The organism is Pseudomonas sp. PF05, from assembly GCF_056521845.1.
Genome location: NZ_JBWLPW010000025.1, coordinates 52192 through 68108, shown reverse-complemented (window position 1 = coordinate 68108; position 15917 = coordinate 52192). Strand labels below are relative to the sequence as shown.

General features: G+C 62.2%; 13 protein-coding genes and 1 rRNA gene. 12 read left to right on the top strand and 2 right to left on the bottom strand.

The window, feature by feature from the left end:
- Nucleotides 1–59 precede the first annotated feature (59 nt).
- The 7 genes from rrf (at nt 60) to pgaD (ending at nt 9258) form a co-directional block, all read left to right on the top strand.
- Nucleotides 60–175, top strand: a 5S ribosomal RNA gene (rrf, locus tag AC09SL_RS27505).
- A 184-nt stretch (nt 176–359) separates the two neighbouring features.
- Complete coding sequence (locus tag AC09SL_RS27500) at nt 360–998, top strand: hypothetical protein (RefSeq protein ID WP_058544680.1); 639 nt, start codon at nt 360–362, stop codon at nt 996–998.
- 157 nt (nt 999–1155) lie between these two features.
- Complete coding sequence (locus AC09SL_RS27495) at nt 1156–2661, top strand: YdgA family protein (protein ID WP_058544681.1); 1506 nt, start codon at nt 1156–1158, stop codon at nt 2659–2661.
- A 246-nt stretch (nt 2662–2907) separates the two neighbouring features.
- A complete protein-coding gene (gene pgaA / locus AC09SL_RS27490) occupies nt 2908–5388 on the top strand; it encodes a poly-beta-1,6 N-acetyl-D-glucosamine export porin PgaA (RefSeq protein WP_058544682.1) in 2481 nt (826 codons plus the stop codon).
- Nucleotides 5389–5400: 12 nt separating this feature from the next.
- Nucleotides 5401–7398 carry a poly-beta-1,6-N-acetyl-D-glucosamine N-deacetylase PgaB gene (gene pgaB, locus AC09SL_RS27485; protein WP_058544683.1) on the top strand — a complete coding sequence of 666 codons (1998 nt, stop codon included), beginning with the start codon at nt 5401–5403 and terminating at the stop codon, nt 7396–7398.
- Between the two features lies 1 nt (nt 7399).
- Nucleotides 7400–8755 carry a poly-beta-1,6-N-acetyl-D-glucosamine synthase gene (pgaC, locus tag AC09SL_RS27480; protein WP_058544684.1) on the top strand — a complete coding sequence of 452 codons (1356 nt, stop codon included), beginning with the start codon at nt 7400–7402 and terminating at the stop codon, nt 8753–8755.
- Nucleotides 8752–9258, top strand: coding sequence for a poly-beta-1,6-N-acetyl-D-glucosamine biosynthesis protein PgaD (pgaD, locus tag AC09SL_RS27475; RefSeq protein ID WP_058544685.1), 507 nt, complete (start codon nt 8752–8754; stop codon nt 9256–9258). The genes pgaC and pgaD overlap by 4 nt, the downstream gene beginning before the upstream one ends.
- 41 nt (nt 9259–9299) lie before the next feature.
- Here the strand turns inward: pgaD and AC09SL_RS27470 are convergent, their stop codons facing one another.
- The gene (locus tag AC09SL_RS27470; protein ID WP_058544686.1) at nt 9300–10832 is read right to left on the bottom strand and encodes an FAD-dependent oxidoreductase; all 1533 of its coding nucleotides are present in this window, start codon (nt 10830–10832) and stop codon (nt 9300–9302) included.
- Nucleotides 10833–10971: 139 nt separating this feature from the next.
- Here AC09SL_RS27470 and AC09SL_RS27465 point away from each other — a divergent pair, with 139 nt between their 5' ends.
- The 3 genes from AC09SL_RS27465 to AC09SL_RS27455 all read left to right on the top strand — a co-directional run bounded on the left by AC09SL_RS27465 (nt 10972) and on the right by AC09SL_RS27455 (nt 13216).
- Nucleotides 10972–11532, top strand: a complete 561-nt coding sequence (locus AC09SL_RS27465) for a YbhB/YbcL family Raf kinase inhibitor-like protein (RefSeq protein WP_058544687.1) — start codon at nt 10972–10974, stop codon at nt 11530–11532.
- A gap of 157 nt (nt 11533–11689) precedes the next feature.
- Nucleotides 11690–11863: a hypothetical protein gene (locus AC09SL_RS27460; RefSeq protein WP_165826057.1), complete on the top strand. Its 174-nt coding sequence runs from the start codon at nt 11690–11692 to the stop codon at nt 11861–11863.
- Nucleotides 11864–11902: 39 nt separating this feature from the next.
- The gene (locus tag AC09SL_RS27455) at nt 11903–13216 is read left to right on the top strand and encodes an MFS transporter (RefSeq protein WP_058544688.1); all 1314 of its coding nucleotides are present in this window, start codon (nt 11903–11905) and stop codon (nt 13214–13216) included.
- A gap of 9 nt (nt 13217–13225) precedes the next feature.
- On the opposite strand, the gene AC09SL_RS27450 is transcribed toward AC09SL_RS27455, so the two are convergent.
- Nucleotides 13226–14104 carry a LysR family transcriptional regulator gene (locus tag AC09SL_RS27450; protein WP_058544689.1) on the bottom strand — a complete coding sequence of 293 codons (879 nt, stop codon included), beginning with the start codon at nt 14102–14104 and terminating at the stop codon, nt 13226–13228.
- A gap of 107 nt (nt 14105–14211) precedes the next feature.
- Here AC09SL_RS27450 and AC09SL_RS27445 point away from each other — a divergent pair, with 107 nt between their 5' ends.
- Nucleotides 14212–15213 (top strand): zinc-dependent alcohol dehydrogenase family protein, encoded by a 1002-nt coding sequence (locus AC09SL_RS27445; protein ID WP_058544690.1) that lies wholly within the window; start codon nt 14212–14214, stop codon nt 15211–15213.
- 104 nt (nt 15214–15317) lie between these two features.
- Nucleotides 15318–15899, top strand: a complete 582-nt coding sequence (locus tag AC09SL_RS27440) for a hypothetical protein (RefSeq protein WP_058544691.1) — start codon at nt 15318–15320, stop codon at nt 15897–15899.
- The last annotated feature ends 18 nt before the right edge of the window (nt 15900–15917 follow it).

Below are 15917 nucleotides of genomic sequence, written 5' to 3'. Positions count from 1 at the left end.
TAGTAGAAGTCATCGATTTTACCGACACGTTGTTGTTGAACGGGTTGGTCACAGAATTTCTTGACGACCATAGAGCATTGGAACCACCTGATCCCATCCCGAACTCAGCAGTGAAACGATGCATCGCCGATGGTAGTGTGGGGTTTCCCCATGTGAGAGTAGGTCATCGTCAAGATCGAATTCCCCGAACCCCTGTCTGCATCAGCAGCCAGGGGTTTTGTCGTTTTGGGCCGGTAATCGGATCGAGCCCCTGATGCCCCGGCAAACCCCCAACGCCGTTGCTATGCTGTGATAGTCGGGCTCTGGCGATCAAGCGATCAAGAGGGGCCACGACGTCACTGGTCATGGGGATTCCAATAATGAAAAACCCTTATGCTCCCGGCTTCTGGTGCGCCACTGCGGCATTGCTGCTGCTTTCGGCCACTTATTTCTATGGCGTCATGCTCACTCATCAAATCGACAAGGCGATGTTGTTCCTCGATAGCGCGGCGGCGTTGATTGGTGTGATATCCATTGCAATCGTGGCCTGGGCATCGCTTCAGGGCCAACGCATCAAGAAAAAACATCTCGAGCAAGGCAAAATCCTGGTGCTGATCTGGGACACCAAGGTTGCGCTGCGACGTGTCGAAACGGTGTTCGACCGTTATTTCTGGGGCAGTTATTGGCAGCCTGGGCGCACGTTCCAGGAAGTCATGGGGGAGTTGACCGGTACCCCGCTGGAAAAGAGCCTGGAGGCCCTGAAAACCCAATGCGCTGCCTTGGACAAGCAAGTCACCCAGGACGGCTGGCATTGGCTCAATAACGCCCGAGAATTATGCGACGTGGCTAACGCCATGGCCCGTGAGCGCTATCAACTGGACTTCTGCGATTCACGCGCAGACTCATCATCGGGTGCGGCAGTGATCAATCGCGATTTCGAAGTGCTGGTGTATACCTGGACGGCCCGCCTCAAGACTTTCGACCATCAGCTCGACGAGATCGAAGTCCAATATTCGTAGACCACCTCGCAAGAAAACGTTTTTACCCCTTTAAACATTGGGCCCTCAGGGGTGCCTGATGGTAATCTCCGCTCCTCTTTACGGCGTCGAGCCACACCCTTTGCGGGTCAGGGAAGACGACGGCTTTTTTCAACCATGGATATCGATCGGGTCACTCATGAATAAATCAGCAAGCATACTTTTGGGAATCGTTGTGGCTGTCGGCGCCGTCAGCGCGGGCGGCGCCTGGTACACCGGGACAAAGCTCGAAGGCGTGTTGACGAATGCTATTGCCGACAGCAATAAGCAGATGCAGGCAGCCTTGGCCGGGTCTAACAGCACCGCCACCCTGGAGCTGGTTTCCATGGACCGTGGAACGTTCAGCAGCACCGCCCACTACCGTCTCAAGGGCGAGGGCGAAATCTTCGGTGGCGAGCCGGTTGAGTTGCTCTTCGTCGATCAGATCGAACACGGCCCACTGCCATTTTCGCGCTTGATAACGCTCAAATGGCTGCCGGTCATGGCCACCAGTCACACCGCACTCGAGCGCAATCCGCTGACTGACAAGTGGTTCGCCGCCACCAAGGACCAGTCGCCGCTCAAAGGTGTGGTCAACCTGGGTTACGACCAATCCATCAATGGAACGTACGAGCTGCTGCCCGTGGATACCAAGCTGGATGAGCAATCCCAGCTCACCTTTTCCGGCCTGAAAATCGACCTGGCCGCCAGCGCCCAGGGACAGAAGGTCAAGGCAGACGGCTACATGGACAGCTTCAAGCTGACCACCGTCGCCGAAGACCAGACTCCGGTGCAGGTTGAGCTGAACGGCCTGACATTGGCCAGTAACCTGAGCAAAAGCACCTACGGTTACTACATGGGTGACAACACCCTGCTGCTGAGCAACACCAAGGCCACCTTTGGTGAGCCGAAGTCGGTGCTGGGCCTGAAGAATTTCGAGATGAAGAACAGCAGCACCGAGAGCGGCACGAGCGCTTCGGGGCGTGCCGATTACAAGATCGGTGAGTTGTCGTTCAACGACAAGAGCATTGGTTCGGCGCAGATGGCAGTCAGCCTGAAGAATCTGGACATCCCGGCCACCATGTCGCTGATGCAGATTTACCAGACCAAGCTGCAACCATACGAAAAAGCGGCTGCCGAGGCCGCAGCAGCCGGTGAGCCGGCGCCAGAGCTGAGCCTGACCGAAGCCGAAGAAGCGCAGGTCAAGGCCGATTTGGAAAAACTGCTGGCCGGGGCCCCGCAAGTCGCACTGGAAAACCTGTCCTTCAACACCGCCAACGGTGAAAGCCGTGCCAGCCTGATCGTTAATCTGGCCAAGCCGCAGTCCATGGACCTGCCGCCGGATGAATTGGGGCGTCAGTTGCTCGCCCTGCTGGATTTCAACCTCAAGGTCTCCAAGCCGATGCTGGTGGACCTGATGACCGTACAGGCACAGATGGAAGGCCAGACCGATGCCAAGCTGATCGCCGATCAGGCCACCGCCACCAGCGATATGTTCAGCGCCATGGCCGTCGGTACTCAGCTGGCGACCCTTGAAGGCAACGACGTTGTCACCAAGTTGCATTACGCCAACAACCAGGTTGACTTCAACGGCCAGAAAATGACCGTCGAGCAATTCACGGCATTCGTGATGAGCAAGCTGGGTGGTGGCGTCGCCGTCCAGTAACGCGTTCGAGCAACACCCAAGACCCGGCCCGTGCATGACACATGGGCCGGGTTTTTTTACGCCTATCGATCAGCGCTGCGCCGAAATCTGTAGCGATTCTGAAGAATTGTGGCGTTCCTGAAGATGACCCGCCTGAGAATGCAAGACTAGGCCCATTAGAGCTTGGCTGGATTCCTTTGATCCGGCTTCCTGTTTGATGGGCAAGGGGGCACTGCGACCCGGCTGGCCATGTAAGGATGCTGACGAATGCCGCGTACTGTGGGTCCTTTTATTCAACGTGGTTTGCGTCCGTTGTTTCGCGTCGCGCTGTGCAGCCAATTGTGCTGGCCGATGCTGGCGTTTGCCGATACCGCCTATGACCAGATGGTGCTCGACGCCCGTGCAGGTCACTACACGCCTGCGCTGACCGCGTTGCGCCAGGTGCCGGCCGGCCAGGCCAGCACTGCGCAGATCAGCGACCACCTGCAGATCGCCAGTTGGGCCGGCCTCGACGCCGAGGTGGTGACGGTCTATGAGACCCAGGGCCGTCATCGAGCGCTGCCCGTCCAGGCGCTGACCGCTACGGCTCGCGCCTATCGAAACCTCAAGCGTTGGGATTCGGCGACCGAGCTGTACCGCCAGGCCTTGGTGATCGATCCCCACAACCCCGACCTGCAACTCGGCCTGGCCTTGACCCAGGCCGATGCAGGCCAGCCCGACGAAGCCGTCACTCGCGCCAAGGCCATGGTCGCCGCCAAACCGACAGATCCGATGCGTCGACTGGCACTGGGTTATGCCCTGACCCGTGCCAACAACCCCCACGAAGCGTTGTTCGAATACGACCAGGCTTTCACCCGCGCCGGCAACAGCCCAGAGATCGCGCGCGAATACATCTACGCCCTGCAGCGCGCGCGGCTGCCCGAGCCAGCGCTGCGCCTGGCACGTCTGCAGCCGGGGCTGATCGACCGTGGCGTGCAGCGTCGCCTGGAGGGTGACGTAGCCGCCGAACGGGTGCGCCTGGCGGATATGGCCAGCCGCAGCGAACAGGAGCGCTTCGTCATTGCCGACCGCGCCCTGGCCGACTACGACAAGTTGCTCGCCACCTGGACCCCGGTGGCAGAAGCCCATGACGACGTACTCCGTTGGCGCATCGATCGCATGGGCGCCCTCAATGCCCGCGCCCGTCGGGCTGAAGTGATTGCCGAATACCAGAAACTGACCGGCGAGGGCGTGAGCATTCCCACGTATGCCCTGCGCTGGGTGGCTTCCTCCTATCTGGAACAGCGTGAGCCGGAAATCGCCGTCGAGCTGTACCGCCAGGTATTGACGGCGCCGGATGCCGATCCTGCGGAACGCTTTGAGGACAGCACCGCGCTCTACTACGCGTTGCTGGAAAGTGAAAAATCCGAAGAAGCCCGCGCCCTGGCCGAAGACATGGCGAAAGCCCAGCGCCCGCGCATCGAGCTCAAGGGCCTGCCGATCGGCAACCCCAACGATCAATGGATGGACGCCCAGCAACTCGCGGCCCAGGCCGGCACTTATGGCGCCGACCTGCCCTCCGCCGAAGCGCGCCTGGACACCCTGGTCAACCAAGGCCCCGGCAACACCGGCATGCGCCTGGCCCAGACCGATCTGTACCAGGCCCGTGACTGGCCGCGCCGTTCGGAAAACCTGCTCAAGGAAGTTGAGGCCACGATCCCGCGCAACCGTGACCTGGAAATCGCCCAGGCTCGCGCAGCCATGGATTTGCAGGAATGGCGGCAGATGGATGCACTGACCGACGACGTGGTCGCTCGCTATCCGGAAAACGCCCATGTCAAACGCCTGCAACGCCAGCGCGACGTACACGACATGGCCGAACTGCGCATCGAGGCCTACACCGGCAAGAGCTATGGCGGTGGCAACGGTGACGCCGGAGCCGTCACCGGCAGCCGGGACTTTGGTATCGAAACGCTGCTCTACAGCCCGCCCATTGATGAAGACTGGCGGCTGTTCGGCGGTGCCGGTTACGCCACCGGTGATTTCGAGGAAGGCACCGGCCACCACCGCTGGCAGCGTCTGGGTGTGGAGCGTCGCACCCGGGACATGACGCTGGAAGCGGAGGTCTCCAATCATTCCTATGGCTCCGGCGACAAGCAAGGCGCGCGCCTGGCCGTGGCACGGGACATCGACGATCACTGGCAGTACGGCGGCAGCCTGGATTATCTCTCGGCCAATACGCCGTTGCGGGCGCTCAACAGTGGCATCCGCGCCAACGGCGGCAGTGGTTTCGTGCGTTGGCGGGCCAATGAAAGCCGCGAGTGGCGACTGGCGCTCAGCCCGTCCCATTTCAGCGATGGCAACAACCGCCTCGAAACCCAGCTGACCGGTCGCGAAGGCATCTACAGCACACCGCGTGTGCAAGTGGAGCTGGGTCTGGAAGTGGGTGCCAGCCGCAACAGCGGTTCCAACGAAGTGCCTTATTTCAATCCGAAATCGGACTTCAGCGTCATGCCGACCGTGAGCGTCAATCACGTGTTGCACCGCCGCTATGAAACCACGTGGAGCCAGCAGTTCCAGGTCGGTGCCGGTACCTACAGCCAGCGCGACTACAGCACCGCCGCCATGGGCTTGCTCAGCTACGGCCAGCGTTTCATCTGGAACGATGTGCTGGAGGCCGGCGCCGCGCTGAGCTGGCTGAACCGCCCCTACGACGGCGATCGCGAAAGCGATCTGCGCCTGCTTGTCGACCTCACCTATCGCTTCTAGAAGAGTTTGAAGATGCCTGTCATTTCGCGATTCATCCTTCTGCTGGGGGTCTTGCTGATCAGCGCTTGTGCCCAGCAAGCCCCGGCGTTCACGCCGCCCTCGCAGCGCCCGCTGGCGGCCAATGACGCCCCGTGGCCAAAGAACCATGTGCTCGGCATCGCCTACCACGATGTCGACGACCGAGACCCGGACCAGGCGCTGGTGGCCGTGCGCACCGAACGCCTGATCGAACAACTGGCGTGGCTGCGGGAGAACAACTACCAGCCGGTCACGGTGGATCAGATCATCACGGCCCGCAACGGCGGCCCGGAACTGCCGCCGCGTGCGGTGCTGCTGAGTTTCGACGACGGCTACGCGAGCTTTTACACCCGCGTCATGCCCATCCTGCGTGCCTATAACTGGCCGGCCATCCTCGCCCCGGTCGGCAGCTGGGTGGATACGCCGCTGAATCAAACGGTGGATTTCGCCGGGGTGCCGCGCAAGCGTTCCGAGTTCCTGACCTGGGAGCAGATTCGCGAGGTTTCCAAATCGGGCCTGGTGGAAATCGCCGCCCACACCGACGCCAACCACAAAGGCGTGCTCGCCAACCCGCAAGGCAACCAGCAACCCGCCGCGACCACCCGACGCTACGACCCCGTCACCGGTGGTTATGAGACCGAGGCCGATTTTCAGGCTCGCCTGCGCAAGGACGTAGTGGCCATTTCTGAAAAAATTCGCAAGGTCACCGGCTACAGCCCGCGCGTCTGGGTCTGGCCTTACGGGGAAGCCGACGGCACGGCGTTGCAAGTGATTGGCAGCGAGGGTTATCAAATGGCCCTGACCCTGGAAGACGGTCTCGACAGCCTGGATAACCTGATGAGCGGCCCACGCTTCCTGGTGGCGTCCGATCCGGATGGCGCCCATTTCGCCGAAAGCATCGTGTCCGTGCAGACGATTGACCCGATGCGCGTGGTGCATGTCGACCTGGATTATGTCTACGACCCGGACCCGGTGCAGCAGGAAGCCAATGTCGGCCAGTTGGTCCAGCGCATCTACGACCTGGGCGCCAACACTGTATTCCTGCAGGCCTTCGCCGATCCGAAAGGCGACGGCCTCGTGCATTCGTTGTACTTCCCCAACCGCCACCTGCCGGTACGCGCCGACCTGTTCGACCGGGTTGCATGGCAATTGCGCACCCGGGCCAACGCCAAGGTTTATGCCTGGATGCCGGTGCTCAGTTTTGCTCTGGATGCGAAGCTTTCGCGGGTACAGCGCTGGGACCCGGAAACCGGCAAGACCGGCGTTGCCCCGGACCAGTACGTGCGTTTGTCGCCGTTCGACCCGAACGTGCGCAAGGTCATCGGCGAGATCTACGAAGACCTGGCGCGGATGAGCTCGGTGGACGGCGTTCTCTACCATGACGACGCGGTGTTTTCCGACTTCGAGGATGCCAGCCCCGCAGCCCTGAAAGTCTATGCCGCCAATGGCTTGCCGACGTCCATTGCCGCCCTGCGGGCAGATCCTGCAGCGATGCAACGCTGGACGCGCTTCAAGAGCCGCTACCTGATCGACTTCACTCATGAGCTGACCGCCAAGGTCCGGGCGATTCGTGGCCCGCAGGTGCGCACCGCGCGCAATATCTTTGCCGAACCGATGCTCAATCCTGACAGCGAAGCCTGGTTCGCCCAGAACCTCGACGACTTCCTCGGCGCCTACGACTGGACGGCACCGATGGCCATGCCGTTGATGGAAAACCAGACCCGCCAGCAATCCGGCCCTTGGCTCGAGCGTCTGGTGGACACCGTCAAGGCTCGCCCCGGCGCGCTCAAGCGCACGGTGTTCGAATTGCAGGCCCGTGACTGGCACAGCAAGCCGGTCAGCGACATCGACGGCGAACAACTGGCCGACTGGATGGGGCGCCTCAAGCGCAAAGGCGTGACCAGTTTCGGCTACTACCCGGACAACTTCATCGAAGACCAACCCGCCGTGAAAACCGTGCGGCCGGCGCTCTCCAACAAGTGGAATCCTTGACATGCTCGACAGACTGCTCGCCCTGCTGGTGCTGGCGATCGTCCTTGGGGTGCCCCTGGGCCTGATCTTCCTGGTCACCGGGCAATTCCTGATGGACTTCGTGTTCTTTTACCCGCTGTTCATGTCCGGGCTGTGGATCGCCGGCGGCCTGTATTTCTGGCTGCACTGGGAGCGTCACTGGCCGTGGAAGGACGACACCTTGCCACCGCCCCTGGCCGGCGAGCCGTTGATCAGCATCCTGATTCCGTGCTTCAACGAGGGCGATAACGTCGCCGACACCATTCACGCGGCGCTGGGCCAGCATTACCCGAACATCGAAGTCATCGCCATCAACGATGGCTCGAAAGACAACACCGCCCAGATGCTCGATCAACTGGCAGCTGAAGACCCGCGCCTGCGCGTCTTGCACCTGGCGGAAAACCAGGGCAAGGCCGTTGCCCTGCGCATGGGCGCCATCGCGGCGCGCAGTGAATACCTGGTGTGCATCGACGGTGATGCGCTGCTGGCGCCAAACACCTGTGCTTACCTGGTGGCGCCGATGCTGGACAACGCCCGCCTCGGCGCGGTGACCGGCAACCCGCGCATCCGCACCCGTTCGACTCTGATAGGCCGGGTCCAAGTTGGCGAGTTCTCCTCGATCATCGGCCTGATCAAGCGCACCCAGCGGGTGTTCGGGCGGATCTTCACCGTGTCCGGCGTGATCGTCGCGTTCCGGCGCACCGCCCTGCACCGGGTTGGCTACTGGAGCCCGGACATGATCACCGAAGACATCGACATCAGCTGGAAGCTGCAACTGGATCACTGGAGCATCTTCTACGAGCCGCGCGCGCTGTGCTGGATCCTCATGCCCGAAACCCTGCGTGGCCTGTGGCGGCAACGGCTGCGCTGGGCCCAGGGTGGCGCCGAGGTGCTGTTCAAGAACATCCGTGGCATCTGGCAGTACCGCCACCGCTACCTGTGGCCGCTGTTGTTCGAATATTGCCTGTCCACCGGTTGGGCGTTCACGTTCCTGCTGTCAGTGATTTTCTGGGGCGCCGGCAAATTCATCGAAATGCCAGCGGCCATTGCCGTGGATCACCTGATGCCGCCAGCCTTCACCGGGCTGTTGCTGGCGGTGGTGTGCCTGCTGCAGTTCGCGGTGAGCATCCTGATCGATCGGCGCTACGAAAAAGGCCTGTGGCACATCATGTTCTGGGTGATCTGGTACCCGTTGGTGTTCTGGCTGATCAGCCTCTTCACCACTCTGGTGAGTTTCCCCAAAGTGCTGTTCGGGCAGCATCAGAAGCGTGCGCGCTGGGTCAGTCCGGATCGCGGTATCAAGCCGTTCGATGATCAGGAAGAGGAAGTGATCCGATGAAAATTATCAGGACCCGACAACGGCCCTTTCTGGTGCTCATCGATGCGTTTTTTACCGTGCTGGCGTGGGTGGGGTTGTTGTACTTGCTGGTCAATGGGCTGTGGCCGCTGTTCGATAGCCAGGCCGGCCCGCGCCTGGGAGGATCGTTGTTCGACACCTTGGGGACCTTGCAGGTCTATGGCTGGATCGCGTTGGTCAACGCGGTGCTGTTGATTACCTGGGCGCGTTATCAACAGCGCAAGAGCCGCAGTTTCGCCCAGCGCCGGTTGCCGGCGCCGGTCGTGAATGACCAGGGCTTGAGCGCCAGTTTCAAGTTGACCGACGAGCGCCTGGACACGCTGCGCCAGCCAGGCTCCAAGATCATCCACAACAACCAGGACGGCGACATCAGCCACGTCGTGCCGCATTTCCACTTGCTCAGCCCCGACTTGCAGCCACCGCCCCTGGCGCCATTGGAGCGGCCCCGGGTTATCCATTTGCCGGCTGATCAGTCCGTGCATTGATGGGAGCTGACCCACCGCTATCGCGAGCAGGGGATTTGGGGCTAGGACGAGAAATCCCGGATCAGCCGCCATGCCTCGTCCACCGGCAACGGTTGTTTCATGCGCTGGGCCAACGCCGCCATGGCCCGGCCTTCATCACAGGCCACTGCAGCAGCAACCAGGCCGTCCTTGCCCAGCAAGGCAATAAAGGGTGGATGCTCGGGCGTGCCCTTGAATTCCACTTCGTCCCAGTGCTCGGCGTGGCCGAGGTAGTCGTAGCGTTTGCCGAAGTGATAGGTCCAGAAAAACGGCACGTCCAGATAGTGCTCGTCGCCGCCGAGCATGTTCGCAGCGGCGATGCGCGCCTGTTGCTGGGCCAGGCGCCAGTGCTCGATGCGCTGGGGCTGGCCGTTCAGGGGGAAGGTCGCGATATCACCGACGGCCCATAAGCCATCGGTCACTCGCATGCCTGCGTCAACGGACAGTGACTGGTCCTGTTCCCGTGGCAGCCCGACGAAGGGCTCGGTGGCCGGGCGCACGCCGACGCCGATGATCACCAGGTCCGCGGCAACGCGCTGGCCGTTCTCCAACACCACGGCTTCAACCTTGCCCGCCCCCTCGATCCGCGCCGCTTCGCTGTCGGTGCGGTACACCACGCCATTGGCCCGGTGTCGGGCCAGGATGGCCTGGCCGACGCTTTCACCCAGCTGTGCGGCGAACGGCACCGGATGCCGGGCCAGGACGGTGACGTCCAGCTCGCGCTTGCGCAGGGACGAGGCGACCTCCATGGCGATGAAACTGTCGCCGATGATCACCGCCTGTTGCCCTGGCCGGACCGTATCGAGAATCTGCCGGGCGTGGGCAATCGAACGCAGCACAAAGACTTGCGGCAAATCGATGCCGGGCAGTGCTGGCATCTTGGGCACCCCGCCAGTGGCGATGAGCGCGGCGTCGTAGTCCAGGCGCCGGCCATCGGCAAGTTGGATGTGCCGAGTATCGGGGTCTAAATGGGTGACCTCGCCATGGAGCCTTTCGATGCGCTGCTGGGTGAAATAAGTTTCATCGCGCAGCGGCGCCGTCTCGTTGACCGCCATGTCGCCGGCCAACACGTACTTGCTCAGCACCGTACGGTCGTAGCCGGCTTCGGCTTCACGGTCGATCAACAGGATTCGCCCGCCAAAGCCCTTCTCGCGCAACGCCGCCGCGCAAGCGGTGCCAGCAGCACCGGCGCCGATGATGACAAACGTGCGCGGGTCATCGGCCGGCGGGACTTTATCGGTTGGCAGTGGTTGGTCGTCGACCCAGACATCACCGTCCCGGACCTCGACGTGATAGCGCGTCAGGCTGTCGAGGGCCGGCGGCTCACACAAGGCACCATCTTCAGCCCGGAACGCGGCCTTGTGCCACGGGCAAATCAGCCGTCCATGGCACACCGCGCCCTTGGCCAGTGGTGCGCCGGCATGCGGGCATTTGCCCTGGAAGGCGCGCACCTGATCGCCGGAGCGCAACAGCAGGATGGACGTGTCGTCGATTTTGACTTCGAGACCGCGGTCTTCGCGAACATCGGCGAAACGGGCGACTTGATGCAGAGACATGGTCATTCTCCGGCAGGCGTTTCCCCTTAGAGTCGTGGGGCCGGAACGAGGTTCAGCATAATTGTCACTGCAACCCGGGCGAAGCTGCGGCTATAGTTCGCAAGCCGTCCATGGCCAGACACGCACAAGGTGCCCCGGTATGACTCGATTGAACTCTCTCTCCCCTTGGCTGGCGGCCGTCGCCCTGGTGCTGTGCGCGCAAGGGGCTGTCCAGGCCGAGGAGCGTTTTACCCTCAGCATTCCGGGCGTGTCGGACAACCGCCTCTTCACGGCGGCGTCGGCCAGTGACGCCAACACCTGTGGTGGCAAGAACATTTCTCCGGCCCTGAGCTGGAATGCCGGCCCACCTGGCACCCTCAGCTACGCCATCGTCATGTCGGACCCTGACGGTCAAAGGGGCCAAGGTGTCGACCACTGGATCCACTACGGCATCAAGGCCACCACGCGGCAGATCCCGGTGGGCGCCGGCACCAAGTCCTCGCTGGAGGGCATGAGCGGCATCAACAGCAAGAACACCCACGGCTACATCGGCCCTTGCCCGCCCATCGGCGACAGCGCTCACCATTACCTGATCCAGCTCTTCGCCCTGGACCTGCCGCCGCAAGCCCTGCCCGCGGGCCTCACACGGGCTCAACTGATGGAAAAAATCAAAGGCCACGTCCTGCGCAACAGCAGCGTCGTGCGCCGCTACCATCGCTGACCCGAACAGCACAAAAACCCCGTGGCGAGGGAGCTTGCTCCCGTTGGGCTGCGACGCAGCCCCCCCACAGTCGCGCTGACACCCAGACACAACATTGGCATCACACGCCAAAAGCGAGCACTATCGAGCCCCTGTTCACTCATGCCGGAGGATGGCGATGACGCAGAAACCCGACGGCATCGCCCGCCTTCTGAACTGCCCCACCAAGGGCGACGAGATGCGCCGGGCCATCGCCCAGAGCCGCAAGGATTTCCTGCCTGTCGACGAGGCCGAAGACGCCGAGCCAGGCCAGCCACCGGTTCAACCGGTGATTAATGATCGCGACGACTGAGCCGTCGCCCTTTTACAAATTTATTGTTCAACTCTGCCTATGACTGCCACCCCTGTTTTACCCGGTGACCGATTCAGCCGATCCGATTACAAGACCCTGGGCCTGGCCGCCTTGGGAGGCGCGCTGGAGATCTACGATTTCATCATCTTCGTGTTCTTCGCCCTGACCCTCAGCCAGTTGTTCTTCCCGCCGGAAATGCCCGATTGGCTGCGCTTGCTGCAAAGCTTCGGGATTTTTGCCACCGGCTACCTGGCCCGGCCCCTGGGCGGCATTCTCATGGCGCACTTTGCCGATCGCCTGGGGCGCAAGCGCGTGTTCAGCCTGAGCATCCTGATGATGGCCTTGCCGTGCCTGCTCATCGGGGTGATGCCGACCTACGCGCAAATCGGTTATTTCGCACCGTTGCTGTTGCTGGCGCTGCGTATCCTGCAGGGTGCGGCGGTGGGCGGTGAGGTGCCCAGCGCCTGGGTGTTCGTGGCTGAACATGCGCCGCTGCATCATCGCGGCTATGCCCTGGGTTTCCTCCAGGCCGGCCTGACCTTCGGCTACTTGCTGGGCGCCTTGACCGCAACAGCACTGGCGCGGATCTACACACCGGCAGAGATGCTCGATTACGCCTGGCGCCTGCCGTTCCTGTTGGGAGGTGTCTTTGGCGTGATCGGTGTCTGGCTGCGCCGCTGGCTGAGCGAGACGCCGATCTTCATGGCCCTGCAAGCCAATCGCGAAGGTGCTGCGGAACTGCCGTTGCGCACGGTCCTGCGCGACCACCGCCAAGCCTTGCTCCCCGCCGCTATCCTGACCTGCGTGCTGACCTCAGCCGTGGTGGTGTTCGTGGTCATCACCCCGACCGTGATGCAGAAAAGCTTCGGCATGACCCCCAGCCACACCTTCGCCCTGAGCAGCCTGGGCATCGTGTTCCTGAACATCGGCTGCGTCCTGGCCGGCCTCATCGTCGACCGCATCGGCGCCTGGCGCACCGTCATGCTCTACAGCCTGCTGCTGCCCGTGGGCATCGCCGTGCTCTACGCCAGCCTGATCAGCGGTGGCGCCTGGCTGGGCCTGGCCTACGCCGTGGCCGGCCTGGGTTGCGGCGTGGTTGGCGCGGTGCCGTCGGTGATGGTCAGCCTGTTCCCACCGAAGATTCGCGTGTCCGGCATCTCGCTCACCTACAACATCGCCTATGCCCTGTGGGCCAGCATGACGCCGTTGATGTTGATTGCTCTGGTGCCTTGGAGCCCGTGGGTGTGCGTGGCCTATTGCGGGGTGATGGGGGCGGTGGGCGTGGCTGCGGCGGCGTATTTTCCAGGGCGGCATGGGAAGGCTGCGCAGCCATCATTGGCCTGTGAATCCTAGGCCGGCTGTTCAAAGACGCTCGCGCAAAAAATCCACAAAGGCTCGGGTGCGTGCCGAGCGGCGTCGATCCTGACTGAACACGGCGCTGATGGGCAGCGCCAGTGGTGGGTAATCGGCAAGCACGGTGCGGACGGTTCCCTGGCGAACATCGGCCGCGAACAACCACTGCGGCGACAGCGAAACGCCCAGCCCCGACAGCACCATTTCCCGGATTGCCTCGCTGCTGTTGCAGGTGACGTTGCCCTTGATCGTGACGTTGTGCTGTAAGCCATCCTGGTCGAACCGCCAGACGTCGTAATGCTCCAGCAGCGTGAAAGCCAAACAGTTATGGCGGGCCAGATCAGCCGGTGCGAGGGGCGTGCCATGCAGTTGCAGATAGGCGGGGGAGGCGTACACCCGGCGCGGGCTGTCGCCGAGAGAAATCGCTACCAGCCCTTCGCTTTTCACCACGCCGATGCGAATGGCCAGGTCGATGTTCTCCTTCAACATGTCCTCGTTCTGATCGCTTAGCCTCAAGTCGATCCGAAGCTGTGGATGACGCGCGAGGAACTCGCCCACCAACGGCGCAATGCACAACCGGCCGAAACTGACGGGCGCCGCTACGCGCAGAAGGCCGGCGATCTGTTCCTGCCCACTGGCGAAACTGAGCCGTGCCGCGTCCACGCTGGCGAGTATGTCCTTGCTTTCAGCGTAGAAGCGCTGCCCCTGGTCGGTCAGCGCGAGATGGCGGGTGCTGCGGGCAAACAGTGCCCCGCCCAGATGCTGCTCCAACGCGCGGATCTGCTTGCTCACCGCCGGTTGGCCCAGGTTCAGCTCCCTGGCGACGGCCGAGAACGAGCCGCGTTCCACCACCCGCACGAACACCTGCATTGCGTCGAACAGATCCATCAGGATTCAGCCTCTTTCTGGAATAAATCCTATCCATTGTTGCTCACTTATCGGAATGCGTCTTCGCTCGCACTATGAACCTGCCCACTCATTGGAGGTTTACCGTCATGAACAACACCATGTTCGCCGCCGTTGCCGAAACGGCTCAGGCTGCGCTGATTGTCCGTTCCATCTCCCGACCTGTTCCCGGCAAAGGCCAGGTATTGATCAAGGTTCATGCTGCCGGAATCAACCCGCTGGATACCAAGATCGCGGCGGGAGGCGGTGCCCATGCCCGCCAGCCGCTGCCCGCCGTATTGGGGATTGACCTGGCCGGGACGGTGGTTGAACGGGGAGAGGGCGTGAATGACTTTGCGCCTGGCGACGAGGTGTTCGGCATGGCCGGCGGGATCGGCGGGGCCCAAGGCGCGCTGGCCGAATACATCGCGGTCGACGCCCGCCTGATTGCGCCCAAGCCTCGCTCACTGAGCATGCGCGAAGCGGCCGCCTTGCCGCTGGCATTCATTACGGCCTGGGAAGGCTTGGTCGATCGCGCCAACGTTCGGGCCGGGCAACAGGTGCTGATTCATGGCGGGGCGGGCGGCGTCGGTCAAATGGCCGTGCAAATTGCCAATGCCCGAGGTGCCAAGGTCTACGCCACCGGTTCGGCCACCAGCCAGGACTTCATTCGCGAACTGGGTGCAACCCCGATCGACTACCGGACCCAGGACACCGACAGCTACGTGCGCCAATACACCGATGGCGAAGGCTTCGACATCGTCTACGACACCGTGGGTGGCCCGACCCTGGATGCGTCCTTCAACGCGGTAAAGACCTACACCGGCCATGTGCTCAGTTGCCTAGGCTGGGGCCAGCACAGCCTCGCACCGTTGTCGTTCCGAGGGGCGAGCTATAGCGGGGTGTTTACGTTGATGCCGCTCCTGACTGGCAAGGGACGCGAACACCATGGTCAGATCTTGCGGGAGGCCGCGGCGCTGGTTGAGTCAGGGCAACTGCGGATCAAGCTGGATCAGCGCCGGTTTGGCCTGGAGCAAGTCAATGAGGCCTTTGCCCAGGTCGCCGAGGGGCGCGGGGTGGGGAAAACGGTGGTGGACATTGGGATTGAGTGAGACGGGACCACACTCCGCCAGGGGCCAAACAACTTGAGCGCGTGTTCAAACGCCGTAGAATGCAGCCGCCATTACGCCGTTACCTCTCAAGGACGAATTCAAACATGCGAGTTTTTACCCTGTTGCTGGCCCTCTGCCTTATGGCAGGTTGCGCTTCCAAGCCCGATTACTACATCTCCCCTGCGCCGGTGGCGATCCCCGAGACCGCCACCTATTGGATCGACACGTTCAACGTTGAAGTCGTTGGCAAAAACGAACGCTTTCTGCCCGACGAAAAAGTCCGTGACCAGTTGCACACCGACCTGATCGTCCGCCTGCTCGACGGCAATCGCTATGCCTCCAGCAAGGAAACCGCTGACTATCTGCTGGACGTCGACGCCGTCTATGCCCGCCGTATTCAAGACACCCACGGTGGCTTCATGAACAAGATCGTCGCCGACGGTACGTATCTGGCCAGTGTCGATTTCAATTATCAGGTCAAGGTGAAGAAGGCCGGTGTCGAAGTGCTGCACTTTGCCCAGGCCCGCCAGGGGCTGATGCCGGGTGGGGCGATCGGGCAACTTGAGGTCCTGAAAGGCATGACGGGGGCGCTGACGAACAGAGGCAACTCCGATGTCGAAGACTATTACACCGGCCATTTGAGCGGATTCATCGCCGATGATCTGCGGGGCATTCCGTCCCGCTAACAATGCCTGCTGCAACGG

Coding starts and splice junctions, on each gene's coding strand:
- AC09SL_RS27470 (WP_058544686.1), bottom strand. CDS start 10,832: ATGTCTCTGCATCAAGTCGCCCGTTTCGCCGATGTTCGCGAAGACCGC.
- AC09SL_RS27440 (WP_058544691.1), top strand. CDS start 15,318: ATGCGAGTTTTTACCCTGTTGCTGGCCCTCTGCCTTATGGCAGGTTGC.
- AC09SL_RS27450 (WP_058544689.1), bottom strand. CDS start 14,104: ATGGATCTGTTCGACGCAATGCAGGTGTTCGTGCGGGTGGTGGAACGC.
- pgaB (WP_058544683.1), top strand. CDS start 5,401: ATGCCTGTCATTTCGCGATTCATCCTTCTGCTGGGGGTCTTGCTGATC.
- AC09SL_RS27445 (WP_058544690.1), top strand. CDS start 14,212: ATGAACAACACCATGTTCGCCGCCGTTGCCGAAACGGCTCAGGCTGCG.
- pgaC (WP_058544684.1), top strand. CDS start 7,400: ATGCTCGACAGACTGCTCGCCCTGCTGGTGCTGGCGATCGTCCTTGGG.
- AC09SL_RS27465 (WP_058544687.1), top strand. CDS start 10,972: ATGACTCGATTGAACTCTCTCTCCCCTTGGCTGGCGGCCGTCGCCCTG.
- pgaD (WP_058544685.1), top strand. CDS start 8,752: ATGAAAATTATCAGGACCCGACAACGGCCCTTTCTGGTGCTCATCGAT.
- AC09SL_RS27495 (WP_058544681.1), top strand. CDS start 1,156: ATGAATAAATCAGCAAGCATACTTTTGGGAATCGTTGTGGCTGTCGGC.
- AC09SL_RS27460 (WP_165826057.1), top strand. CDS start 11,690: ATGACGCAGAAACCCGACGGCATCGCCCGCCTTCTGAACTGCCCCACC.
- AC09SL_RS27455 (WP_058544688.1), top strand. CDS start 11,903: ATGACTGCCACCCCTGTTTTACCCGGTGACCGATTCAGCCGATCCGAT.
- AC09SL_RS27500 (WP_058544680.1), top strand. CDS start 360: ATGAAAAACCCTTATGCTCCCGGCTTCTGGTGCGCCACTGCGGCATTG.
- pgaA (WP_058544682.1), top strand. CDS start 2,908: ATGCCGCGTACTGTGGGTCCTTTTATTCAACGTGGTTTGCGTCCGTTG.